The 25,215-nt window shown below is 65.4% G+C and carries 10 protein-coding genes; 6 read left to right on the forward strand and 4 right to left on the reverse strand.

Translation table 11 applies throughout. The annotated features are described in order from the left end of the window. Window positions 1-20: 20 nt before the first annotated feature. The gene (locus tag GNK13_RS06950; protein ID WP_164101785.1) at window positions 21-7,814 is read right to left on the reverse strand and encodes a type I polyketide synthase; all 7,794 of its coding nucleotides are present in this window, start codon (window positions 7,812-7,814) and stop codon (window positions 21-23) included. 193 nt (window positions 7,815-8,007) lie between these two features. Here GNK13_RS06950 and GNK13_RS06955 point away from each other — a divergent pair, with 193 nt between their 5' ends. Beyond that, window positions 8,008-10,362: an AMP-binding protein gene (locus tag GNK13_RS06955; protein ID WP_164101786.1), complete on the forward strand. Its 2,355-nt coding sequence runs from the start codon at window positions 8,008-8,010 to the stop codon at window positions 10,360-10,362. Further along, complete coding sequence (locus GNK13_RS06960) at window positions 10,359-11,291, forward strand: bile acid:sodium symporter family protein (protein ID WP_164101787.1); 933 nt, start codon at window positions 10,359-10,361, stop codon at window positions 11,289-11,291. Before GNK13_RS06955 ends, GNK13_RS06960 begins: the two co-directional genes overlap by 4 nt. On the opposite strand, the gene GNK13_RS06965 is transcribed toward GNK13_RS06960, so the two are convergent. Then, on the reverse strand, window positions 11,281-12,681 hold the full coding sequence (locus GNK13_RS06965) for a serine/threonine-protein kinase (protein WP_164101788.1): 1,401 nt from the start codon (window positions 12,679-12,681) through the stop codon (window positions 11,281-11,283). The two genes, GNK13_RS06960 and GNK13_RS06965, sit on opposite strands and share 11 nt — an antisense overlap. A 447-nt stretch (window positions 12,682-13,128) precedes the next feature. Further along, window positions 13,129-16,008, reverse strand: a complete 2,880-nt coding sequence (locus tag GNK13_RS06970) for a hypothetical protein (RefSeq protein WP_164101789.1) — start codon at window positions 16,006-16,008, stop codon at window positions 13,129-13,131. 334 nt (window positions 16,009-16,342) lie between these two features. Here GNK13_RS06970 and pilM point away from each other — a divergent pair, with 334 nt between their 5' ends. The 3 genes from pilM (at window position 16,343) to GNK13_RS06985 (ending at window position 23,050) form a co-directional block, all read left to right on the forward strand. Next, the gene (gene pilM / locus GNK13_RS06975) at window positions 16,343-18,592 is read left to right on the forward strand and encodes a type IV pilus assembly protein PilM (RefSeq protein WP_164101790.1); all 2,250 of its coding nucleotides are present in this window, start codon (window positions 16,343-16,345) and stop codon (window positions 18,590-18,592) included. Between the two features lie 129 nt (window positions 18,593-18,721). Further along, window positions 18,722-20,722, forward strand: a complete 2,001-nt coding sequence (locus GNK13_RS06980; protein ID WP_164101791.1) for a hypothetical protein — start codon at window positions 18,722-18,724, stop codon at window positions 20,720-20,722. Between the two features lie 111 nt (window positions 20,723-20,833). Further along, window positions 20,834-23,050 (forward strand): hypothetical protein, encoded by a 2,217-nt coding sequence (locus tag GNK13_RS06985; RefSeq protein ID WP_164101792.1) that lies wholly within the window; start codon window positions 20,834-20,836, stop codon window positions 23,048-23,050. 297 nt (window positions 23,051-23,347) lie between these two features. Here the strand turns inward: GNK13_RS06985 and GNK13_RS06990 are convergent, their stop codons facing one another. Continuing rightward, window positions 23,348-24,487 carry an ATP-grasp domain-containing protein gene (locus GNK13_RS06990; RefSeq protein ID WP_164101793.1) on the reverse strand — a complete coding sequence of 380 codons (1,140 nt, stop codon included), beginning with the start codon at window positions 24,485-24,487 and terminating at the stop codon, window positions 23,348-23,350. 98 nt (window positions 24,488-24,585) lie between these two features. Between GNK13_RS06990 and fae the strand changes: the two genes are divergently transcribed. Further along, window positions 24,586-25,083, forward strand: a complete 498-nt coding sequence (gene fae, locus GNK13_RS06995; protein ID WP_164101794.1) for a formaldehyde-activating enzyme — start codon at window positions 24,586-24,588, stop codon at window positions 25,081-25,083. Window positions 25,084-25,215: the final 132 nt, after the last annotated feature.

Raw genomic sequence — 25,215 nt, forward strand, 5'->3', positions numbered from 1 at the left:
CGGTCGTTCAGTCGCTGACGCTAGAGGAGAACCGAGCGCGAGCTGTCGAGCGTATGCACATCGGCCGGAACGGTCGAGTCGAGGTGACGGCCAATCGTCTCGGCGAGCTGTTGCCCGTGCCGACCGGTCAGCATGCTGAAGTGGTCTCCACCGACCCGCTCGATTTCCAAATCTTCGCCGAGGATCGGACCCCAGCCGAGATCATCGCCCAAATGCCGGCCGGTGGCCAGGCTCAAGACGGCTGATTGCTTGGGGCGGTACATTCGAATCCGCTGTCCGAGCGGCTGCACTTGGTACGCCAGCGCCGCGCGGAGGTGGGCTCGGCAGAGTTCGATCCGTCGCTGCAGATCGCTCCGCGTCGTCCCCTCCGGAAGCACTCGCTGCTGTTTCATCTCCCGCAAAATCCGGTCCGTGGCTTGATCGGGTTGCATCGCCTTGAGCTCCGCATACTCGATCCGCATCTTGGCCCCGGAGAACCAGTTCGAGAAGTTGACCAAATCGTGCAGGAAGCGGGCATCGTCGCTGAGGTCGACCCCCTGCAGGATCTCCGACGTCGGCGTGTCGATGAACAACAATTCGACCGCGTGCCCCGCGGCCTTCAGCTGACGAGCGATCTCGTAGGCGAAGATCCCGCCGGTCGACCAACCGCTCAAGAGGTAGGGCCCCTGGGGCTGCGCGGAGCGGATCAGCTCGGCGTACTCCTCGGCCATCTCCTCGACACTCTCGTGCGGCACCGTCCCGGCGTCGGCTCCGCGAGGACGGATCGTTGTCACACAGCGGCTGCGACCAAGGTGCTGGGCCAGATCGCGGTAGCAGCGGAGGTCGCCGCCGACCGGGTGCAGGCAGTACAGGGCCGGAAGTGCCGCTTGCGTCTGCAGCGGCACGAGCGAAGAGCCCCCCTTCGAAGTGGAAACCGAGGCCGTCGATCCGGGTGCGTCGTCGTCCAACGCCTCTCCGAGCCCTTCGCCGGTCAGCGAGGCGAGCATCGTGCCGGTGATCGAGGCAATGCTCGGACGCTCCATCAGCGCCGCCATCGGCAGCTCGATGTCGAGCTGGGCTTCGAGGTTCGTCTTCAGCTCCATCGCCATCAGCGAGTCGACTCCGACCACATTCAGCAGCTGTTCGGGATCGAGATCCGCGGGGTCCATTCCCATGATCCGGGCCAGCTCGGCAGTCAAATAATTCTGCAACAGCGGTTGCTGCTCCTCCGCCGCGGTCGCAGCGAACCGGCCGAGGAATTCGCGATCGACCTTCCCCGGGTCGCCCGCCGCGGCTGGGTCTTCCCACTGCGAGGCAAAGGCTTCGAAGAGCGGTGGGCGGCGGCGCGGGAACTGACGCGCCAGAGCCGACCAATCGACGTCCATCACGGCCAGCTGAACCGGAGCCGACTCGGATTCCTTGAGCAGTCGGTCGAGAATCGAGAGGCACGCCTCCGGGTCGAGCAGCCGCATCCCGCGATCGCTCAATTGGCTATCGGGGTCGGCGGTCACGGCCATGCCCCCTTCGGCCCACGGACCCCAGTTGATCGCGGTCGCGGGCAAGCCGCGCGACCGCCGCAGGGCAGCCAGCCCGTCCAGGAACGCGTTCCCCGCAGCGTAATTCGCTTGCCCCGGTGAACCCAGCACCGCGGCGATCGAAGAGAACAGCACAAAGAAGTCGAGCGGCTGAGTCTGCGAGAGCGCGTGCAGGTTCCAGGCTCCCTGCACCTTCGGCCGCAACGCCCGCTCGAGTTGCTCGAGCGACATGTCGTACAGCAATCCGTCGGCGAGCGCACCGGCGGCGTGGAGGATCCCGCCGAGCGGTGGGAAGTCGGCTGGAATCTGAGCCAGTGCGCCTTCGAGCGATTTGCGGTCCGCCACGTCCGCCTGCAGGCACGCCACCCGCGTTCCCGGCGGCAACTCGGCCAACCGTCGCTGCTGGTCGTCGCTCGGCGAGCGGCGGGAGAGGAGCAGCAGGTGGCGCGCTCCCTGCTCGGCCAACCACTGGGCCAACCGCAACCCGAGGGCTCCGAGACCGCCGGTGATCAGATAGCTCGCTTCGGCATGGATCGTCGGCTTCCGCTCGCAAACCGCCGCGGCGGGGCGGTCCTGCGGCGAGAGCGAGACGACTACTTTGCCAATGTTCTTCCGCTGGGCCATGTAGCGGAAAGCGGTCGCGGTCTCGGGGGCCGCAAACGTCTTGTGCGGCAGCGGACGATAAACCCCCTGCTCGAACAACTCCATCACTTCGCTGAACAGCCGGCGGATGTCGTCGGGTCGCTGGCGCAGCATTCGGTCGAGATCGATCGCCGAATAAGAAAGATTGTCTTGGAACGGCGCCAGCCCAATCATCCGGTCCTGATAAATGTCGGTCTTACCGATTTCCAGAAAACGCCCGTAGGCCGCCAGAATCGAGAGGCTCTTGGGAATCACATCGCCCGGGAGCGAATTGAGGACGACGTCGACGCCGTAGCGATCGGTCGCGTGGAGAATTTGATCGGCGAATTCGAGAGTGCGGGAATTGAAGACGTGGGACACGCCGAGCGAGGCGAGGAACTCCCGCTTCTCATCGCTGCCGGCGGTCGCGAACACTTCGGCACCGACGTGCTCGGCAATCTGAATCGCCGCTTGGCCCACTCCGCCGGCCGCGGCGTGGATCAAGACGCGTTCGCCTCGCCCGAGCCGGCCCAACCAGCGAAGTGCGTAATGGGCCGTCAGGAACGTGATCGGAATCGTGCTCGCCTCGTCGTGCGAAAGCGATGCGGGTTTGCGGGCGAGCGCGTACTCGGCGGTCACCGCATGGCTGGCAAAACTCGACGGCGCGACACCCATGACTTCGTCGCCCACGCGAAAGCGAGTGACCTCCGAGCCGACGGCCGTGACCACCCCGGAGCACTCGATCCCAAGCGGCGGTTCCTGATCGGTCAATCCCGGGTAGAGCCCCATCGCTTTGAGTACGTCGCTGAAATTCAAACCGGCACTGTGGACCTCAATCGCGACTTGATCGGGAGCGAGCTTGGGAAGTTCGAACGACGCGTAGGCCAAGGCATCGAAGCTGCCCGCTTCCCGCGAGCGAAGCCGGAACGGCGCGGCGGGCAGTCGCAGTTCACGTCGCTTCCCACCCTCGGCATCTTCGCCGCTGGCGGCGTCACCGAAGCGGGCTTTCACCAAGCGGGCGGCATAGCGGATCGCGTCCTGAGTTTCCGTCGCCCGGAACGCCACCTGGTCCTCTTGCTCTCCCTGCTCCTTCGCCGAAACTTGCCTGGTCGCTGCGGCAACGAGTTCGCCGAGCAGCCCCGCGGCCCCCTCGGCGTCGCTGGCCTGTGGATCGAGGTCGATCAACCGAACGCCGCCCCCCACCGACTCGAGCGCGGCGGTGCGGCCCATGCCCCACACGGCCGCTTGCAGCGGATCCACCTCGGTCGCGAGAGTCTCCTCTGCGGCCTGATTGGTGACTTGTTCTGCAACCTGTTTTGGCGAGATCGCCTGGAAACCTTGGGTGCAGAGCCAAATCGGTGGCGGTGAGCGGAACGGGCCGCGGACGGTTTGCCGAAGGAGCTGCATCGCTCCCCCCAGCACCCGCCGCGAAGCCTGCTCCAAGTCGTCGCCGTGGGAGCCGCCGCGAGAATCGCCGTGGAAATCGCCGAGGCTCGCCAGGTGCACGATCCCCGACCACGACGCCGACGAGGCTTCCGAGGCCGCTGCGGTTTCGAACGCTCGTGCGTAGTCGTCGCTCGAGAGCGGATCGATTTCGAACGTATCGTCATCGAGCTGCGCAAACCGGTCCGCCGAGCGGAGCAGCACGCAGCGGCCACCCTGGTGGCGAATCGCAGCGGCCAATTCCGTCGCTACGCTCGAGCGAGAGGGAGCCGTCACGATCCAGCGTTGGCCCGCGCACCGCTGGCCCGCGCCCGGCTGGGGCTCGGCGAGCGTCGACTCGGGCGACTCGAGGGGGGCTTCCTGCCAATCGAGCTGGTAGAGCCACTCGGCCGCGTCTCGGGTTCGCGGGGCGGTCGCGCCGAGCGACTGGACGCGGACCTGCTCGAGTTCGGCCAGCACGTGACCGTCGGCGTCGAGCAACGTCACGTCGCCGTGGAGCGTCTCGAGCGGAGAATTGTCAGCCGAGTCACTGCGCCGCACCTCGATACGGGCCGCCCGCAGCGGATCACCGAGCAAGCGGAAGCGGCCGATCGCGGTCGGCAGGTAGAGGCGATTCGAGGGAGTGCCATCGGCGGCCAGCGGAACGAGGCCGGCCATCGCCTGCAGGCAGCCGTCGAGGATCGCCGGGTGGATCCGATGCTGCGAGCTCTCCTGGCGGACGCTTTCGGTCATTTGCAGTTCGGCGACCGCGCCATCGTCGCCGCGGCGGAGCTCGTCAATCACGCGGAACCGGGGGCCATAATCGAGTCCGCACTGCCGCATCCGCTCGTAGAACTGCTCGCCGCTGATCACCATCGGGTACCGCGTGCTCGAGGCGTGACCGTTGGTTCCCGCGAACCCCGTCGTGTGCAAGCTCTGAGTGGCGGTCGCGGCGGCGCTCGCGGGAGAGGCGCCGGACGATCCGCGGGCCAGTTTCCCGTAGGCGTGCATCGTCCACGCGTCGCGGTCGTTCGACTCGGCCGGTCGGCTGTGAATGCGGAACGAGCAGCTTTCGGTGGGCTCCTCCGACGTGGTGAACTGGACGTGCCGCGAGGCGTCGGTCGGCAAGAACATGGCTTGCTGGATCGAGACGTCGCTGACCGTGTGCGTGCCGGCGCCGAAGAGGGCATCGGCAGCGGCGAGAGCTTGCTCGAGATAGGCCGCCGCGGGAGTGACGGCGGAGCCTTGGACGCGGTGCTCGCTCAGGTACCCCGGGGCGTGCTCCTCAAGAAGGGTTTCAAACAGCCGGGTCTTGAAGGTTGTGGCGACTTCCGCGCCGAGCAGCGGATGCAGCCCGGAGCGGGACCGCGAGTCGCCGCGCGCGGTGGAATTGGGGCCGAGTCCACCGAGCCCGCGGCACTGGCCCGCTTCGTCGTACCAATGCCGCTTGCGTTCGAAGCGATATCCGGGGAGCACCAGCTTGGCGGGAGCCGGACTGCCATAGATCTGCGACCAGCGGATGTTGGCACCGCGGCTGTAGAGCTCGGCGAGGCTGCCGGTGAGTACCTGCCAATCTCCCTGGCCGGCTCGCAGCGACGGCAGCCAGCCGGTCGTGGGGCGGTCGATGAATTGGCGGCCCATCGCCAGCAGCGTCGGCGAAGGTCCCGCCTCGAGCACGAAGTCCGGTTCGGTTTCGAGGAGCGTTCGCATTCCTTGCTCGAACCGCACGCTGCGGCGGAGGTGCTCCCGCCAGTAGCGACCGTCGGGCGGTTGTTGCAGCCAGTCGCCGGTGAGGTTCGAGACCACTGGCACTCGCGGCGAACGGGCGGGGATCGCTGCGGCAAAACGCTCGAAGTCGTCGAGCACCGCGTCCATCAAGTGCGAATGGAAGGCGTGGGAGACGGGCAGGAATTTCGCCTTGAGCCCCTCCGCGTTGCATCGCTCGACGAATCGTTCGACAGCCCCGCGGTCGCCGGAGACGACGGTGTTTGCCGGCCCATTGAAGGCGGCGATCTCGATCGACTCGGCTTCGCCCGGGCCACTCTTGCTCCGCCCGTTCTCGAGCTGCCGAGGGGCCGTGGCGGCGCCGTTGATTTGGCCATTGGTCCGCGTGGGGCCGGCTCCGGCGATTCTCGCTTCGGCCAACATCCGCTCGACCGTCTCACCCGACGCGGCCACCGCCGCCATCGCGCCATCACCCGAGCAGTCCTGCATCAGGCGAGCCCGCTCGGCGATCAACCGCAGCCCATCTTCGAGCGTGTAGACATCGGCCAGCGTCGCGGCCACAAACTCGCCGACGCTGTGACCGAGCAGGGCCGACGGCTCGATTCCCCATGACCGCCAAAGCTGAGCCAGCGAGTATTCGATGGCGAACAGCGCGGGCTGGGTGTAGAGCGTTTGATGGATCCGCTCGTCGTCCTCGCCCGCGTGCATGATCTCCAGGATCGATGCCCCCAGCGGTTCGCGAAGCAGCGCGTCGCAGCGCTCGAGCGTGTGGCGAAAGAAGGGCTGGGTCGCGAACAGCTCCCGCCCCATTCCCAGGTACTGCCCACCCTGGCCGGTGAACACGAACGCAACTTTCGGTGCGCGAAATCCGCGGCGGTGCCGAGCCTCGTCCGCTTCATCTACTCTCGACTCGGCCAATTCCCGCAGCTTGTGGAGCATCCGCGGAGGATCGGCGGCGGCGACCGTCACTCCGTAGTGGAAATGGTTGCGGCCGCTGTTGGCTGAAAAGCAGAAGGCGTCGAGGTCGGCGTTGGGGTGCTGCTCGAGATAGTCGGCGTACTGCTCGGCGATTCGCTGGAGGGCCGAAGGCGTTTTGGCCGAGACGGCGAGCAACTTGACGGGCGGCGTCGCGGGGAGCGGAGCGGGCTCGGGCAGCGTGGCCTGTTCGAGCACCATGTGGGCGTTGGTCCCACCGAAGCCGAAGCTGCTGATGCCAGCTCGCCGCGGTCCGCCGGCCGAGTGCCAAGGCATCCGCTCTTGCGCGATCCGCAACCGCCCCTTTCCGAGCGTGATGTGCGGGTTCAGCTCGGCGAAGTCGGCCTGCGGAGCGAGTTCGCCAGCCTGCATCATCAGCACAACTTTGATCACGCTGGCGATGCCCGCAGCCGTTTCGAGGTGGCCGATGTTGGCTTTGACCGAGGAAAGGTAGCACGGTTGGCTGCTGCTCGGTCCTTCGTAAACTTGCCGCAGCGCCTCGAGCTCGATCGGGTCACCGAGCGGCGTCCCGGTGCCGTGAGCTTCGACGTACGAGACCGCGTCGGGATCGAGCCCCGCTTGCCGGAGCGCGGCTTGGATCACCGCGACCTGCGACTGGCTGTTCGGCGCGGAGATTCCCGAAGTCCGTCCGTCCTGATTGACTGCCGTTCCGCGGATCGTCGCCAAAATTCGGTCGCCATCGGCAACCGCATCGCTCAATCGCTTGAGCACCACCACTCCGGCTCCCTCGCCACGAACGTACCCATTGGCTCGCGAGTCGAAGGGGCGGCAGTGGCCGTCGGGAGAAAGCATCCCCGCCTTGGAAAACGCCAACGTCGCTTCCGGCGATAGCATCAAATTGACGCCGCCAGCGACCGCCAAGTTGGCTTCGCCGTTCTGCAGATTTTTGACCGCCAGGTGAAGCGCCACCAAGGCCGACGAGCAGGCGGTATCGACGCTCATGCTCGGCCCATGCCAGTCGAAAAAGTAGCTCATCCGGTTGGCCGCGATGCTCAGCGCGTTGCCGGTTCCCGAATGGACGTCGATCTGGCCGTAGTAGTCGTCGAAGTGGAAGGGAACTTTGGCGTAATCGGCCGCACCGATGCCGACGAACACGCCGGTGGTCGAGCCGGCCAATCGCTCGGGTGCCAGCCCGGCGTGCTCCAAGGCTTGCCAGGTGACCTCCAAAAGCAACCGCTGCTGGGGGTCCATCTTGGCCGCTTCGCGAGGCGAGATCCCAAAGAAATGGGCGTCGAACTGGTCGATCGCGTCGAGAAAACCGCCGAAACGACCGCACCGGGCCGCCTGCTCGGAGCTTCCGGCGGCCGCAGCGACCTGCTCCGCGTCCCATCGCTCGGCGGGAAGCTCGCCGATCGCCCGCCGCCCGGCGGAGATCAACTCCCAGTACGATGCGAGGTCCGCCGCCCCCGGAAAACGGCAGCCGAGACCAATAATCGCCACCGGTTCGGCGACCGGAGCGGTTTCCTCGAGTTGACGCTGGAGCAGTTGCAGTCGGTGCGGTGAAAGTCGCGCGAGGCGTTGGGCCAAATCGATCACGTGGAGCCAAAATCCTCGGTTGGGGAGCTATTTGCCTGGGGCGAACCGCGATGCGTCGTCAAGATTTAGCAGTTGGGAAGTATAATCGGATCAGGCAGAACGTTCCACGCGGCGCGGATTGCCGGCCCCAGTAGCGGGGGCTAAGATCGGATCCAAAACACTATACGCGTTTCAACCGGTTGTATTGAAGTCGATGGCGTCCACTGAGTTCTCCCCGCCCCGCCCCGCCGATGCCCGTTCGATCGGCGACATTATCGATTATTGGGATCAGCTGCATGCGGGACACCCGGCGCTGATTTTTTTGGACGACGAGCAGGGGGAACGCGTCACCACCTATGGCGAGCTGAAACGGCAAGCGATCGCGCTGGCCGCCGAGCTGCGGGAGGTGTGTCAGCCGGGCGACCGTGCCATCTTAATCTTCCCTCCTGGCAAGGAATTTGTCACCGCGTTTCTCGGCTGCTTGTACGCCGGTGTGTTGGCCGTTCCGGCGACCGAGCCCAAACCGCGCCGCCCGAACGACCGGCTCTCGGCGGTCGCTGAGGATTGCGATCCCCGAGCCGTGCTCTGCAAGCGCGAGATGCTCGAGCGGATCGAGATTGCCGTCGTCTGCCCGCGATTGGCCGAAGTCCAGTGGATCCATGTCGACGAACCGGCCGCCTCGGCCCAAAGCCCTTCGGACGCTCTACCCACCAGCGAAGCCGTGCAGGGGCTCCCGGCGCTCGAACCCTCATCACTGGCGTTCCTGCAGTACACCTCGGGCTCGACGAGCGATCCCAAGGGAGTGGCGATCTCGCACGGCAACTTGCTGCACAATTTGGAGATGATCCGCCACGGGTTTGGACGCCACTTTAACTTCGACTCCGACCCCAAGATGCTCGGCGTTTTCTGGCTGCCGCCGCATCACGACATGGGATTGATCGGCGGCATTCTGACTCCGCTGTACCTCGGCGGCACGACAGTGGTGATGTCGCCGGCGAGCTTCCTCAAGCGGCCGCTCAAATGGCTCGAAGCGATCTCGCAGTATCGAGGCTTGATCTCCGGGGCCCCGAACTTCGCCTACGAGCTGTGCGTCCAGCAGCTTCGCAAGTCGCCCCCCGCGGAGCTCGATCTCTCCTGCTGGGACATTGCTTTCTGCGGAGCCGAACCGATCCGGGCCGCGACGATCGACCGCTTCTGCGAAGCCTTTGAGCCGTACGGTTTCCGCCGCGACTCGTTTTATCCCTGCTACGGCATGGCTGAAGCGACGCTGCTGGTCAGCGGCAACATCGGGCGGCGCGCTCCGACGATCAAAACCGTCGACAGCGAGGCGCTGCAGAATCATCGCGTCCGCGCGCCGGCGGCCGAAGAAACTGGCGGCGGGGAGGCACGCGGCGAAGCGGCTGGGGGCGGGGAACCGCAAACGGGTGCGGCGCGGGGCGTCGCCCGGTTGGTCGGCTGCGGCGGACCGATGCTGAGCGGGGAGTTGTTGATCGTCGATCCGGCCACTCGGATGCCCGCGGCGGCCGATGAAGTTGGCGAGATCTGGTACCGCAGCGAGAGCGTCGCGCTCGGCTACTGGAATCGACCGGAGCTTTCTCAAAAAGCATTCCGCGCTCCGCTGGCCAGCGGCGAGGCGGGGCTCTACCTCCGCACTGGAGACATGGGGTTTTTCGAGGACGGCCAGCTGTACGTGACGGGGCGGCTCAAGGAGATGTTGGTCATCCGCGGCCGCAATCTCTATCCCCAGGATCTCGAAGCGACCGCCACGGCCGCCGATCCGGCCCTCCCGAGCTCGTCCGCCGCGGCCTTCTCGGTGGAGATCGATGGGGCGGAACAGTTGGTGCTCGCCCAGGAGCTCGATCGCAACCAGAAGGAGAGCAATTACGACGAAGTGATTCGGCGGCTTCGCAATGCGCTGATCCAAACCTACGACGTCAGTCCCGCCGCCGTGCTGCTCGTCCGCCCGTTCAGTCTGCCGCGGACGACGAGCGGCAAAATGCAGCGGATCCTCTGTCGTCAGCTGTACCTCGAAGGCCAGCTCAAAGTGCTTGCCGAGTGGAAAGCGGCACCGCGGCCCGCGGCCGAATCGATTCCCGAGCCGAAGCCGGATCTGGCGGTCTTCCCGGCCGGGGCGAACGCCTCCGAGGGAGCGCTCGAAATCAAACTCAGCCACCTGGCCGAGGAGATCGAGCAGTGGCTGCTCTCGTGGCTCGGAAGGCACGGAACGGTCAGCGGCGATGAGGTCGCGCCGGACCGGCCGCTCGCCGATTTCGGGCTCGACTCGCTGACCGCCGTGGAGCTCGCGACGCAGATCGAGGAGCGGTACGACCTGACGCTCAATCCGATCATCGTCTGGAATTACCCAACGCCCCGCCATCTGGCTCGCTATCTAGCCGGCCAAATCGACGAGGGGTTCCAGGCGGCGGTCCCGCAGGGCCCCTCGGGTCGAATCGGTTCGCGGTTCGAAGCGATGCTGCGGGAAGTCGAGGAGCTCGACGAGCGGGAGGTTCTGCGGCGGATCGGCCACGGCGCCGCGGCGGCCGAGGCTTCGCACCCGCAGCAGGCATGAGCGCGGGCTCCTTGTTCGAGGCGTTTCTCCGCATCGAAGGGATCCTCGCGGCGCTGCAGCTCGTGCTGGCGATGCTCGGCATGGGAGCGACGCTCGAGCTGGACGATTTCCGCCAGATCGCTCGCCATTACCGTGCGATCGGCTTGGTACTGGTCGCCCAGTTCCTGCTCGGGCCGCTGGCGGCCGTTGCCGCCGGAGCGTGGCTGCCGTTGCCCGAAGGTGTCGTGCTCGGCGTGATTCTGCTCGCCGTGATGCCGAGCGGCGCGATGTCGAACATCTTTGCCCATCTCGGTAACGGCAACCTTCCGCTGTCGATTACCGCCACGGTGGCTTCGACGCTGACGTGTTTGGTCTTCACGCCGCTGCTGTTGGGCGTGATCGTCGAGGCGGCGATCCCGGCGGGCTTTCAGATGCCCACCGGGCGGATCGTTCGCGACGTCGCTCTTTTTCTGCTCTTGCCGCTGCTGGGCGGGATGTGGGTCCGCCGCCGCTCGCCGCGAAGCTCGCTCCGCTTCGCCCGGTGGACGGTTCGCTCGAGTTTGGCGGTCTTGGCGGTGATCGTCGTCGGCTCGCTCGGCAGCGGACGGATCGACGTCTGGAGCTATGGTTGGACGGTGCCGGTGATTTTGGTCGGGTTCGTGTTTGTGCAGTTCGTCGCCGCGCGGCTTCTGACGCTCGCCTTCCGCTACTCGGCCCGCGATTCATACACCTTGGCGATCGAGGTGGCGCTGCGAAACGGGAACCTGGCGATCCTGCTCAGCAGCACGCTGTTTGCCGGAGCGATGGCTGGTGCTTCGGCCGAAAAAGCGGAAGACCTGGGAGCCGGTGCACTCTACGTGGCGCTCTTTTACGGCGGGGCTTCGCTCGGGATGGCGATCCTCGCCGTGATGGTCGAGCGGTACTGGGAGCGGCGACAACTCACTCGATGAAGTCGCGGATGAAAAACCCAAGCACGGCTCCGGCCAGCAAAGCCAGCGGAATCGCGACCGACAGACTGACGGCGACCCGCGTCCACACGCTCCGCCCGCTGAGTCCCGGCGCGCTGCTCCAGTTGGGCGGATAAAAAGTCTCCGTCGGCGCCGCATCCCACATCGGCATCGCGTGGGCCGGACCGTCGACGATCGTTCCCTGGTCGCTCGACTGCGAGCGCTCCGTGTCGTGCGACGAATCGCCGTCGAGGGCGGCCGAAGAGCCTTGCGGCAATGGGGGGCCGGCATCTTCGGCAGGCGGTGGCGGTGCAGTCCAGGCGCGCGGAGTCAGCGGCCGGGCGATCGGCTCAGAGAGCGATGCTGCCCAAGGTTCCAATCGCTCCGCCACTTCGGCCGCCGAGCCGATCCGCCGGGCCGGATCCTTGTCCATCATGTCGGCGATCAGCTCGACGAACTCCTCGCTCGTCTCGGGAGCGAATTTGCGCGGGTGCCAGGGCGTGTCCTCGCAGTGGCGGCGGCATTTCGACGCCACGTCGCCGCCCGGGTAGGGAACTTTGCCGCAGATCGTGTAGTAGAGGGTGCAGCCGAGCGAATAGATGTCCGAAGCGGGGCCCACTTCGCGGGGGCTGCGGATCTGTTCGGGAGAGAGGAAGTCGGCCGTGCCCACGATCTTGCCAGCCCGCGGATCGTCGCCGAGGGCCGTCGCCCAAGCGGCCAGTCCGACGTCGGACACCTTGGCCACGCCATCGGGGCGAACCAAAATGTTGCCCGGCTTCACGTCGCGGTGGATCAGCCCTTGCTCATGCGCGTAGGCGAGCCCCAAAGCGGCTTGCATGACGATCGCCGCCGCTTCCTCGACCGGCAGCATGCCCCGGCTTCGCACCAACCGCCGAAGGTCGGTTCCCGGCACGTACTCGGTGACCAGGAAATGGACGTTGCCGTCTCGCCCGGCGTCGAACGCCCGAACCAAATACTGGCAATCGAGTCCCGCCTGCAGACGAATCTCTCGCAGGAAACTTTCGCGGGCCTCCTCGGTGGCTTTCTCCAGCGGCAGCACCTTCACCGCGCACTGCCGCCCCATCACGTTGTGCACCGCTTTGAAGACCTGCCCCATGCCTCCTTGCCCGATCCAGTCGGTGATCAGGTAGGGACCGAGGTTCAGTTTCGTCCGGCCGCCGCGGAGCTGGGCGCACTGGTAAGGAGTCAGGGTCCCGCTCCGCACCAGCCAGCGGCCGATCGCTTCGTCCGAGCCGTGCCGAGTTTCTTCGACCGCTTCGGTCCACTGTTCGGCCGTTACCAATCCGCTGCGAAGAGCCGCTGCGTGAAAGGTCGAGTGCGCCTTGGCGGCTGGCGATTTCGAGTCGCGTGAGCTGGTCGAACGCTGTGCCACAATCAAATTTCCGGCGGGCCTGCGGGCAAAATGAAAAAACGGAACTCCTTCACCAGTATAGCGCGCCAAACGGAAACTGGCCCACGCTTCTGCTGGGGGTGGGCAGGGATAGAATTGGCAACCACGAATCGCACGAATTGCACGAATAGGGACAGGCAGCAGGATCGGAAGCGCCTTCCTTCCCACCTCTCTCCATTCGTCCAATTCGTGTGATTCGTGGTTGTTCCTCCTCCATGCCCTCCCCCGCTCTTTTGAGCCGCAGGCGCTAGCCTCTGTCAGAAAACCAGCTGATACCCTCCCCCCGGGAGGGTCGCGAGGAACGAGCGGGGAGGGTGATGCGGGACGTAGAGCCTCGAGACGGCGATGTTCAGCTTGCCCTCCCCGGGCCTAAGAGCCCGACCCTCCCGGGGGGAGGGTAATGATCAAGTGGCGTTTTCTGCCGTCGGCTCAGGGGGTTACCGTGGCGAGCCGAATGCGGAGCTCGGTCGACTCGTGGCCGGCGAGCCGCAGGACTGCGGTATCCCCTTCGACCGATACCGCCGGACCGCCGACGATTCGCTCGACCGCGGCGAGATCGCGAAACGCGCGGAGCCGCATCTGAACCGGTTTGCCCGAAGTCTCGACTGCGCGGAGCCGGAAGGTGCTCTCGTCCTCGCACTCCCAATCGGTCAGTGCGACCGAGCGAGCATCGACGTCGACCAGCCAGCCGCGAGCGGCTTCGGCTGGCGGAGTGGCCAAGGGAAGCACGAGCGGCGGAACAATCTGGTGGCGAGCAGCCCGCACCGGCGAAGGGACGTCGAACCCGTACGCCAGTCGGAATCGCTCGCTCGTTTCACCCGCGACCCGCAGCAGCGTGTCGAGCCGTTGCCTGCCGACCCGCCGATGGGCCGGCAAGCCAAACCCGCAGACCTGCAGCTTGCGATCCCCCTCGTCGACGAACACCCCGAGCGGCGCTTCGATCCGCCGGCCGCTGGTCCGCAGGCGTTTGTCGCGGACCAGCGGACGGACCGAGAGGGCGTCGGAGGCCCACGCGGCTCGCCCGGCGATGTAGCTCCGCCAGGGATCGCTGCCGAGCGGCTCGCAGCCGCGCAGCTCGACGTCGACCAGCAGCCAGCGCGAACCGCGTTGGAGCGAGTAGCGGACGGTGAATTCAGCCACCGAGCGATCCTCCACCCGCAGCTCGCCGCTCGCTTCGATCACTCCCTCGGACGTATCGGCAAAGCGGACGCGGAGGGACCGGCAGTGCATGCTCGAATAGCCCTCGCCCGGTCCTCCGGCGTCGAACCGTGCCAACTGCCAGGAGAACCGGTTGCCGCGCTGGGCGCCGGCGTGGACCGCCGCAATCCCGCCCGACGCGGCATCGATCGCAACGTCAAGGAACTCGTTCGAGAGCGCCTGGCCGGAGGCGAGCGGTTGGGGTTTGCGGAACAGGTTGCGGAGCCGAAACGGCGCGCTCCGCGTGTTGTGGGGATCACCGACGATGGTCGTAAAGCCTTGCCCCGGCGTATCGACCGTGAGCACGCTCCGGCGGCCGCGGCGAGTGGCTCCAAACAGCCCCGGAGCATCGCTCGCCGGGGGCGGTCCCTCGATTTCCAGCGTGCTCCGCGCGGGCCCGCTGTGAGGATTGAGAACGACCGCCGCGGAGCTCGCCGCCGCGGCGCTCGGGTCGAGCCCGATCGCTTCGGCCAGCCGGCGGGCGTGTCGCTGCAAGTCGGGCGAAGGCAAGCCGCCCGAACCCGAACCTCCGCTCGTGCTGGTGCTGGTGCTGGGGGCTTCGACGGCTTCGCGATGGCCCGAGACGAGCGTGGCCAGCGTTGCCAAGGTACTGCGGACTTCGGCTTCCAGTCCCGCGACGAATTCCCGGGCGACACCGCTGAGCGGATCGGCGGCGCCTTGGGTGACCGCTTGGGCCAGAGCGGCGCCGTCGGCCGTGACGCTGGGAAGCGTGCAGGTGTGGTAGGGACGCTCCCCTTCGGTGAAGTATTTGTCGAGAGTCCAAAACCGGCCGAGCGCCAATCCCCAGCGAGCCGCTCGCCGCAAGTCCTCCAGCTCGCACGAACCGCTCCCCGGCCAGCGGACCAGCAGCGCGGTGGCCACTTCGCCCCGGTCGGCTGCTTCGCCCATCCGCGGGCCGATCCCGAGGTACGACTGCGGCTGGTCGGCGTCGGTCGGTCGCGCCGTCAGGGCCTCGATCTCCGCTCCGCCCGATTGCCACATCAGTTTCGCTTCTTCCTGCGAGCCGACGCCGGCGGTGAAGTCGGAGGTGATGGCCCCCACGAACTTTTCCGGGACCAGCCAGGAAGGAAGGTCGCCCGGAATTCCCCCGCCGAGCCGCCCGAAAACTCGGGGGCGGATGCCGAGAGCTCGCTCGATCCGCTCGAGTCCTTCCCGCAGCCAGTGGGCGACTGCCGCTCCGGAGCGGGTTTCCAGCCGCGTCGCGTCGTCGGCCGCGCCGCCAGCGACGCTCAGCGTTCCGGCCCGATGCCGCTCGGCGATCCGCTCGGCGAGTTGGGGAGCTCTCTGGCGGATGTGTTCGGCGACCTGAGCCGAGAGCAGCAGGTTCAGCGGTTGGTCGCCGCGAAGCGCCTCCTCGAGCTCTTCCCCCACGGTCGACTCGGCCACCAGGACCAGATCGATCAAGTGCGGATCGGCTGAAAAGTAGTGGTCGCGCTCCTCGGCCAGCAGATCGAAGGCCGCGTGCAGCGAGTCTTTGGCCGCGTCGCCTCGCCCGGCCACCCAAGCCGTCGCGGCGGCGACCGCGTGCTCGGCGAAGACGACTTGGTCCAGATTGCTGCTGTAGCGAAGCTGCCGCGTCATCAGCTGGACCTGCAGCATCGCAAAACCGAGGGCGAAGAAGTCGCCGACGGTCACCTCGCCCACCCGCTCGCAGCAGCCACCCTTACCGGGCGCAGACTCCTTGAGCGGCTGTGCAACATCGGCCGGGTTCGCCCCGTCGGCCGCCTGTGTCTCGTGGGCCGCCTGGGTCTCGTGGGCCAAGTAGTCGAGGATCGTCTGGACCGTGGCGGTCCGTGTGGTGGCGTGGATCCGCTTTGCTTCGGTGGCGTCGCCGAGCCGCTGCTCAAAGTCGCTCGGCAAGCGGCTTTCCGAAGCCGAGGGAACCAGCATCAGGCGGTGGTTCATGTCGACCGGCGGCGTATCGGCGCGGTTCCAAAGGGGAACTCCCTCGACCGCGGCGAGAATCCGCGGATGCCAGGGAGATGTCCAAGCCGCCAGCAATCCCGCAGCCGCTTCATCGCGGAGGTGGGTGGGGAAGTCCTCCAGCGTGTGGCAGGGCAAAAAGACGCAGATTTCCTTGGGTATTGGCATCGCGAAGGAGAGGTTCGGGGTCTGCGGCGGGAAGCGTGGCGGGCGGGGAATTCCCTGGGCAAAAGCGAGAAAATTTGACAGCAACGGGCCCAGTTCATTAGATTACTACGAGGAACGCCAGCCAGAAACCTCGTCTAAACTTTCGTTCCCGCTATAAATACCTCGGATGGCTCGTCGGTGACGCGACGAGGCAGCGAGTTTTTCAGTCTTTTCCGCATTCATCTTCGCTCGCCTCCGCACCCCTGTGGATCGCAGAGCACGGGACGCTGCTCGAGGGCGTTTTCTTCGCCGCTTCAAGCGAAGGGGGCGTCCGATTTGAGGAACTGCAAAACCTATGGCAAATTCGAACGCCGTGTGGGGCATCGAGATCGGGCAATCGGCCCTCAAAGCTCTCCGTTGCCGCCTCGAGGGTGACGAGATCGTCGCCGATGCATTCGATTTCATTGAGTATCCGAAGATCCTCAGCCAGCCTGAGGCTGAGCCCGAGGAGCTGATTCGCGAGGCGCTTCGGAAATTTCTCGAACGCAACGAGACTCGCGGCGATCGGATTGCGATGAGCGTTCCCGGGCAGACCGGGTTGGCGAAGTTCTTCAAGCCGCCGCCGGTCGAAGCGAAGAAGATTGGCGATATCGTCAAATACGAGGCTCGCCAGCAGATCCCGTTCGATCTCGAGGACGTCGTCTGGGACTACCAGATGATGCCCGGCAGCACGATCGAGGACGGCTACGCGCTGGAGACCGAGATCGGGCTGTTCGCGATGAAGCGCGAGCAGGCCTACCGGCAGCTCTCGCCATTCGACGACGTCGGGCTCGAGGTCGATCTGATCCAGCTCGCGCCGCTAGCAATGTACAACATGCTGGCCTACGACCGGATGCACGAGCGGCTCGACGGAGGCCGATTCGACGCGGAAAACCCGCCCCCGTCGAGCGTGATGCTGGCGCTCGGCACCGACTCGACCGACTTGATCGTCACCAACGGCTTTCGGATCTGGCAGCGAAGCATGCCGCTCGGCGGGAACCACTTCACCCGCCAGCTGACGAAAGACCTGAAGCTGACGTTTGCCAAGGCCGAGCATCTCAAGCGAAACGCGCGGCAGGCCGAGGACCCGAAACTGGTCTTCCAGACGATGCGGCCGGTCTTCAACGACCTGGTGACCGAAGTCCAGCGTTCGGTGGGCTTCTTCAAAAGCATCAACAAGAAGGCCTCGATCGAACAGCTGCTGCTCGCCGGTAACACGGTCAAGCTCCCCGGGCTGTCGGCCTATCTCGGCAAAAACCTGGGTTACGAAGTCCATACGCTCGACCACTTCGAGCGGCTCGGCGGGACCGAAGTGATCGGGGCCCCGGCCTTCAAGGACAACATCTACAGCTACGGCGTGTGCTATGGGCTGTGCCTGCAAGCCCTCGGCCGCGGACCGCTGACGACCAGCCTCGTCCCGCAGGAAATCCTCACCGAGCGGATGATTCGGGCCAAAAAGCCGTGGGCCCTGGCCGCCGTCGCAGCGCTACTGGTCGGCTTGGCTGGCTACTACGGAATGGCACAGCGGAGTTGGGCCAAAGTCCATCCCGAGTTATGGGCTGGGGCTCAGGCAGCGGTCCAGCAGACCAAGACCTACAGCGACAGCAAAAAGGACGTCGACAGCAAACAGCTGGCCCAGCTGACGTACTTGAAGCAGGTCGGTGAAGAGGTTTCGGGGAACGTTGAGCGACGGCTGCTGTGGCTCGAACTTCTCAAAGCGATCCACCAAAGCCTGCCGCGGACCGAGCTGGTCGACGGCGAAATGCCCTCGGTCAAGCAGTTGCCGCTGGACGAGCGGGACGACATCTATATCACCTCGATCGACACCCAACGCGTCGAGGATGTGAAAGCGAGCTGGTTCACCCCCTCGGTCCAGGAAAAGTACAAGAAGGAGCTGCAGGACTGGTCGCGGGTCACCGGCAAACCGCTCCCGGAAGACTTTGCCGATGATCCCGGCCCCGAAGGCGAAGGCTGGATCATCACTCTGACCGGTTACCACTATCACAACCACCCGACGAAACATCGGGGCAACGAAGGGGGCGTTTACGTCCGCCGGACGTTGATGGATGAGCTGCTCGATGGGACCGTCCAATTGCCGCTCAGCGATGGGACGACCGAAGTCTTCACGATGCGGGAGCTCGGCATCTCCTATCCCTTCCTGCTCGCTGACCCCTCGCCGGTGAAAACCAAAGTTCCTAACCCCGACTACGAGCCGCCGGCTTCCGGCGCGGGCTACGGCGGGATGGAAGGTATGATGCCTGGAATGGGAGGCATGGACATGCTCGGCATGGCTCCAGAGCCCGGGATGGAAGGTTTTGGTCCCTACGGCGGGGCCCCAGGAGGACGCGGGGCCAATGGCAAGAAGGACGACGAGGAACTGGTCTCGCCGACGCTGGAAGTCAGGAAGTTCAGCTTCGAATTCCAATTCTTCTGGCAGGAGAAGCCCCGCAGCGTGCGGCTCGAAGAGAAGCGGGCTCGCGAAGCGGCGGAAGCGGAAGCGGCCGAAGCCGAAGGCGAGGCGGATCCCGCCAGCGGCGACACGATGGCAATGAACGTTGGACCCTGAACTGCGGACCCTGAACTGCGGACCCTGAACTGCGGTCGGGTCCCTTCGCCCTTCGCCTCCACTCCCAGCGACACTCCGAACACCTGCGTCTCTTCCCCGTGGCGCTTCGCTCACGACGGTAAATAAGCGATGGATCAAATCAAAGAACAGCTCGCCGGAGTCCTGAAATACGGGTTCTGGATTCTCTGCGGTATCACCGTGATCGGTGCGATCGGCGTGGCTTACTGGAGCGCCTCGGGGCTGATCGCCGAGCGTGAGGAGCAGACCCAAAAGCTTGAGGCCGACGTCTCGACGATCAGCTCGATCAGCAGCAGCATCTCGACGCACCCGAACGATCAAACCAAAGAACAGATGGAGGTCCTGGTCGACGAACTGACCGAGGACGTGCTGACCTCCTGGACCCGCCAGTACGAGCGGCAGAAACAGGTCCTCACCTGGCCGGTCGACGAACTCGGCCAGGACTTCGTCGAAATCTTCTCCAAGTTCGAACCGATCGAACTGACGATCGACTATCCGCCGACTCCTGAACAGCAAGTCCGGGTCGGGTTGCTCACCCGGTACCGCGACTACATCGGGAACGTGCTCCCCGATATCGCCGAAATCGCCGGCGCCAAATGGACCGCCGACTTCAATAAAACCCGCAGCAGCGGCGGCTTCGGAATGGGGATGGATCCGGGGATGGAAATGGACCCGGCGATGGGTATGGAAGCCGGCGGCCTGTATCCCGGGATGGGCGGTCCTGGCATGATGGGCCGCGGCAACGTCCCGCTCGAAGATCCGCCGCTGGTGAAGTGGTCGACCAGCAGCCAGGAGGACGTGATGTCCAACCTGTTCCCCTGGCGGCCCAACACCCCCTCGACCCTCGAGGTCCTTTACTCGCAGGAAAACCTGTGGGTGCTGACACAGTTGATGCACGTCATCGACAACGTCAACGGCGAAGCACGTCAGCCCTTCCAAGCCGTCATCCGCGAGATCACGCAGATCTCGATCGGCAAAAATGCCACCGTCGGAGCCGCGCCCGGCGGCGGGATGATGGATCCCATGATGGATATGATGGCGATGGACATGGGGATGGGAATGGGCATGGAGCCGGGGATGGGCATGGAGCCCGGCATGGGCGGGATGGGAGGTACGCAGCAACAAACCCCGGACCCGGCCGACAAACGTTACGTCGACCTCAGCTACGATCCGATCGAAGCGGCTACCCTGCGGTCAGCCATGGAGAGCTCGCGGCCGGAAGACGCCTTCATGACGGTCGCCAAACGCATCCCGGTCAAGCTGAATGTGAAGATGGACCAGCGAAAGATCCCGTTGCTGGTCGCCGAATGCGGTAACGCGGCGCTGATGATCGAAGTCCGCCAAGTTCGCGTGAACCCCACCCGCAGTGCCACCCTCCGCAGCGCGCCCGGAATGGGCGGGATGGGAGGCATGGGAGGAATGGGCATGGACCCCGCGATGGGAATGGGCGGAGAAGCCGGTTACGGCGGCATGGGATTGATGCCCGGAATGGACGCGGCGGCCGGAGGAATGGAAGCGGGGATGCTCGGCGGCCCCGGCGGGATGCGAGGCCAAGGTGCGGAATTCCCCAACGACGTTCCGGTTGAGGTCTACGGCATCGTCTACATCTTCAACCCACCGGACATGGAAAAATTGGGCATCGAGCAGGTCGACGAGAACACCCAAGTCGATGGCCAGATCGGTGTCAGTGCGCCCGAGGGCGAAGCGCCGGAAGTCTCTGCCGAACCGACTCTCCCCGAAGCCGGAGCGACTCCTCAGCCCGAGGTAACTCAGCCCAGTGCAGCCCAGCCCAGTGCAGCCCAGCCCAGTGCAGCCCAGCCCAGTGCAGCCCAGCCCGGTGCCGCCCAGCCTGGTGCCGCTCAGCCCGGTGCCGCTCAGCCTCAGCCGGGCGCGACGCCTCCGGGCGCTGCACCGGTCCCCGGCGGCCAGCCCGCTCCAGGTCCGGCCACGCCTCCGGCGGCAGGAACCGCCGCTCCGACCGGTCCCCAGCCCGCGGGCGGAGCCACCCCAGCTAATCCAGCCGCCGGCAATCCAGCCGCTGGTAATCCAGCCGCCGGCAACGCTGGTGGCCCACCGAGCCCGACGGGAGCCGCAGCTCCGGCGGCGCCCTGAAGATGAGAGAAGTTCGTGCCCGGGCAATCCGGGCGCGATAGAATCGATGCGGGTCGGACAGAAACGCACGGCCAACGTGACAGCTACGGAACGGTAACTCGGGATTGAGTCATGGCGAATAAAAAACTCTCCGGCGTCTTCGCCCAGCACGTGGAAAAGATGGTGCTCGGGCTCTGTGTCCTGGTGACGCTGTTCCTGTTGTATCTAGGCATCTCGATGCCGGACTACACGCAGACCAAGCAACCCGAGGATCTCGAGAGTCAGGCCGTTCAGGTCAAGAGCTCCATCGACGGCGATCACTGGGAAGCGATCCGGGAAGAACGCATCGTCGAAGCCGAATTTGAGGAGCGCGTCGAGAAATCGCTGCAGCCGATTCCCGCCGCTCCCTACGCCACGAACACCCCGTGGGAATGGAAGGGGAAAGCCCAAATCGGTCGCCGCGACGATCCGGTTTTGGTGGCTCCCGGCAAGCCGCACATGGAAGGGGTGCTCGGAGCGATCGCCATCCAGCACGCGACCGAGCGAAGCTATCCGCTCGCCGATCTCGAAGACGCCGATCCGATTGAGGTCGAAGAGCGGAGACCCCGTCGCCGGACGCGGAACCGTCGCAACAACGCGATGGGGCCCGAGGGAATGATGGGCGAAATGGCGATGACGCCCGAAGACGCCGCGATGATGGATCCGGCAATGGCCGGAGGCTATCCCAGTATGGAAGGGTATCCGGGGGTTGGAATGGCAGGACCGGGCATGCCCGGAACAGGCAATCTCTCGGCCCGTCGTCTCGCCTCCAAATACAACTTGGGGTTCGACGTCAGCAAGCTCTCCGGAATGGGGGCCATGGGAGCCTCCTCGCGGATCACTCCGGAAACCGCCCATTTCATCGCGGGTACCGCACTCATTCCGCACGAGCAGATGGTCAAAGCCTATGAGCTGGCTTTCGAGAATGCCAAAGGCGGCAACCCGATGCGAGACGTTCCCGTCTACTGGGAGTTCGAAGTCCAGCGGGCCGATGTCACCGATAAACCCGCAGATCAGCTGACCGATGCCGACTGGAAGACGGTCTTCACGTTCAGCGAATTCGAAAAGCGATTCAAACGGTGGGCCGGGGCCGCTGCCGACATCACACCGAAAAAGTACACCGACGGCCAGCTTACACTCCCCCTTCCGCCGCTGATGCTCCGCGACATCAATCGCATCGCGGTCCATCCCGATCTGCCCCTCGAGGAAGATCTGGCCATGAACCGGCAGGGCGCCTTTGGGCCGGTCCCGGCCGAGCCTGGAGAGGAAGAGGTCGAGGAAGCCGAAACCGAGGAAGAGACCCCCGGCGGCATGGTTCAGCCCCCGAGCTTCGGAGGAGGCCCGCGCGGCTTCGGCGGCCAAGGCATGATGCCGGGGATGATGCCTGGAATGGACGTGGAAATGGGCATGGGCATGGAGATGGGCATGGGCATGGGAAGGGGGGGCTACGGCAGCCGCTCGATGATGGGCCCGCCCAAATACAAGCTCATCCGCTTCTACGACTTTGCTGATCCCAAGAATGCGAACTCGCCCAAGATGGGCCGCAAATACGTCTATCGCGTGCACGTCGCGGTCGAAGACCCGAACTTTCCGCGAATGGCTCAGATGCAGCCCGAACTGCGTTACCTGACGGCCGAGGCGTACGCCCGCGTGAGTCAGAAGCTGCGTGAAGCAGAAGCCAACAAAGGCGTCCGCGACCCGCGGCTGTGGACCGATTGGAGTGAGCCGAGCGATCCGGTGTCGCTGCCCGACCTGGTCCGCGTCTACGCCGGGCCGGTCGCACCGGCCAACATGGCCGAGGCGCGGCGGCCGCGGACGGTGGAGTATCAGCGGAGCCCGCCGCAGGCTGAGTTGGTCGCGCTGAAGTGGGACATGAAGCTCGCGACCGATCTGATCCTCCCCTTCCAGGCTCAGCCCGGATCGGTGCTGACCAAGACGGGCGTGGCAACGGTCATCGACCCGATCGACCTGTCGATCCGCAAAACCGAAGAGCGGCAGGTCGACACGTCGGCCGTCGTTCTCGATATGTACGGCGGTCGTGAGCTCGCCTTGGCTGGCGATCCGGCGATTACCGAACCGGGCGTGGTGCTCATGTTCGACGAGAACGGCACCTTAGAAGTCCTCGACGAACTCGATCATCTCGGCGAGTACCGTCTCTACAGTTTCGCCGACGAGCGCGAGCAGGCGGAAGCGGCTGCCGATGCGAGAGCCAATCAGGAGTCGATGGGGAACGACCCCGCCATGATGATGATGGAAGAGCCAGGGGCAGGCGGACGGGGCCGAGGCCGAGGAGGCCGCGGCGCACCGTAACGCACCGCAGCGAGCGGCTGTCCAAAGCCGACGACCCCCAACACCCTCCCCCCGGGGCGTCGGCCTTTCCATAAATCCAAGGGCTAGAAAAGGCACAGCCATCACCCTCCCCCCGGGAGGGTCGGGCTCTTAGGCCCGGGGAGGGTCTTCCAGCGAGTTTCTCCCGCCGCACATTTGCCCTCCCCGGTCGTTCCTCACGACCCTCCCGGGGGGAGGGTGACGACAGGTCGTGCGACTTGTGTAGAGACCCTCGCCTAAAGGGAGGGTGTCATTGAGGTTCTCTCCATGCCGGCCCGACTACGTGGGCTGGCATTTTTTATGGAGCCTGGACTCCACTTCGTGGGCTGCGCGCAGAAAATTGCGGACGCTCTGGCCGCGGACCCCGAGGCTCACTAACGGCGTATGCCGCTCGATTGAGGTACCGGGCTGAGGAATATCGTGGAGCGTCACCAGGGTCCCAACGGTGGTTAGCTCCCACTCGGGATCCCAGCGGCACGCCGCCCGCGACCAGACGATCCGCTTGAGGCCGAGCGTTGCGTCGGCTAAATGGCTGGACGACGCATCGCCGTGGGCTTCTCGCTGTTCCCGCACCACCCCATGCGCCGCGACGTGACGAGTGACCAGTGACGAGCCCAACCGCCGCTCCAGCAACTCCATCGAGGCGGTCATCCGGGGATTGATCTCCAGCACCCACAGCTCGTCGCTGCTGTCTGCGATCAGATCGATTCCAAAGAGACCCCGGAGGGCAAGTTCCTGGCGGATGGCTTCGCCGAGCCGCTGCAACTTCTGCTGGCACTCGGTGCGCACCGGCAAGGGGCCGAGCGAACCGGAATAGAGGAAAGGGGTCGCCCCCAGGTTCTGGAAAAGCGACCGACACACACCCAGCAGTTCCGTCGACGAGTCGGACGCGAGGAACGAAGCTCCCCAAGGCCGGCCGGCGACGCGCTTCTGAAGATAGTGATCATCGTTTCGTGGATTGATCCGCGAGGCGGAGACGCCGAGGCCCGCGGTTGAGCGACGCGATTTGGCGAGCCAGCCGGGTGGGACTTCGCGCGTCGTGGGGAGGCGGAAGCGGGGGAAGCGGAAGCCGCATCGCTCGGCCAGGGACTGCAAGAAAACGGGGTCGCGGAGACGCTCGATCGTTGCCGTGGGCGGTGCCAGAACAGGGCGCTGGTCACGCACCCTCTCGAGACGCTGGTACCACTGTTCCATGCCTCCAGTCAGCACCAGCGGCCCTGGTGGAAGTCGCTCGAGTAATCCATCGAAGTCGAGCTCTGGCGGCAAGGGCTGCCAGGAACGGGCGGCGCGGCGGGTATCGACGTCGCCGAACCGATCGATGGCGGAGACCTCCCAACCGTCGCTCGCCGCAGACTCAGCCGCCGCCCGGACTGAACCGCCCATCAGGATCAAGTGCCGCAGGGGCGGTGGTGGTTGCATGCGCTTGCGCTTCTGTTAACTTCACGACTTCTCCCGCCGGACTCACTCCTCCGGGTCGCGAGAACATCATCAGATTAACCACTGTTGGAGAGACGAGCATGCGGTTTTATATCGGCGAAGCGCTGAGCGGCGAAGGCAACGAGATCGCCCACATCGACCTGATGATTGGCAGCAAGGACGGACCGGTCGGAATCGCATTCGCCAACGCTCTCTCGCGGCAGAGCGAAGGCCACTCGAACCTGCTGGCTGTCCTCGAGCCGAACGTGGCGGTCAAGCCGGCGACCGTGATGATCACCAAGGTCACGATCAAGGGCATGAAGCAGGCCGTGCAGATGTTCGGTCCCGCTCAGTTCGCCGTTGCGAAAGCGGTTGCCGACAGCGTCGGCGAGGGAGTGATTCCTAAGGATCAGGTCGAGGATCTGGTCATCGTGTGCGGCGTGTTCATCCACCCGCAGGCCGAAGACGACCAGAAGATCTACAACTACAACTACCAAGCCACCAAGGACGCGATCGCCAACGCGATGCAGTCCAAGCCGTCGGCCGACGAAATGATCGCCAAGAAAGATTCCGCCTCGCACCCGTTCAAGGGTTTCTAAGGACCGTTCGAGCAACGCAGGGTTCTGATCAACCGCCGAATGCTGCAGGTTTTTTCATCAGCCGCCACGCGCTAGCGTCCGGTTCTACTGCGATGGCAGAAACCGTGGGCTAGCGCCCAGCGGCTGATGGGG

The organism is Candidatus Laterigemmans baculatus, assembly GCF_010367455.1.
In the GTDB taxonomy this organism is placed as follows: Bacteria; Planctomycetota; Planctomycetia; order Pirellulales; family Pirellulaceae; genus Laterigemmans; species Laterigemmans baculatus.

What these genes read in the sequence shown, in the direction of transcription:
- GNK13_RS06960 (WP_164101787.1), top strand. Translation starts at nt 10,359, where the DNA reads ATGAGCGCGGGCTCCTTGTTCGAGGCGTTTCTCCGCATCGAAGGGATC.
- GNK13_RS06985 (WP_164101792.1), top strand. Translation starts at nt 20,834, where the DNA reads ATGGCGAATAAAAAACTCTCCGGCGTCTTCGCCCAGCACGTGGAAAAG.
- GNK13_RS06990 (WP_164101793.1), bottom strand. Translation starts at nt 24,487, where the DNA reads ATGCAACCACCACCGCCCCTGCGGCACTTGATCCTGATGGGCGGTTCA.
- GNK13_RS06980 (WP_164101791.1), top strand. Translation starts at nt 18,722, where the DNA reads ATGGATCAAATCAAAGAACAGCTCGCCGGAGTCCTGAAATACGGGTTC.
- fae (WP_164101794.1), top strand. Translation starts at nt 24,586, where the DNA reads ATGCGGTTTTATATCGGCGAAGCGCTGAGCGGCGAAGGCAACGAGATC.
- GNK13_RS06970 (WP_164101789.1), bottom strand. Translation starts at nt 16,008, where the DNA reads ATGCCAATACCCAAGGAAATCTGCGTCTTTTTGCCCTGCCACACGCTG.
- pilM (WP_164101790.1), top strand. Translation starts at nt 16,343, where the DNA reads ATGGCAAATTCGAACGCCGTGTGGGGCATCGAGATCGGGCAATCGGCC.
- GNK13_RS06955 (WP_164101786.1), top strand. Translation starts at nt 8,008, where the DNA reads ATGGCGTCCACTGAGTTCTCCCCGCCCCGCCCCGCCGATGCCCGTTCG.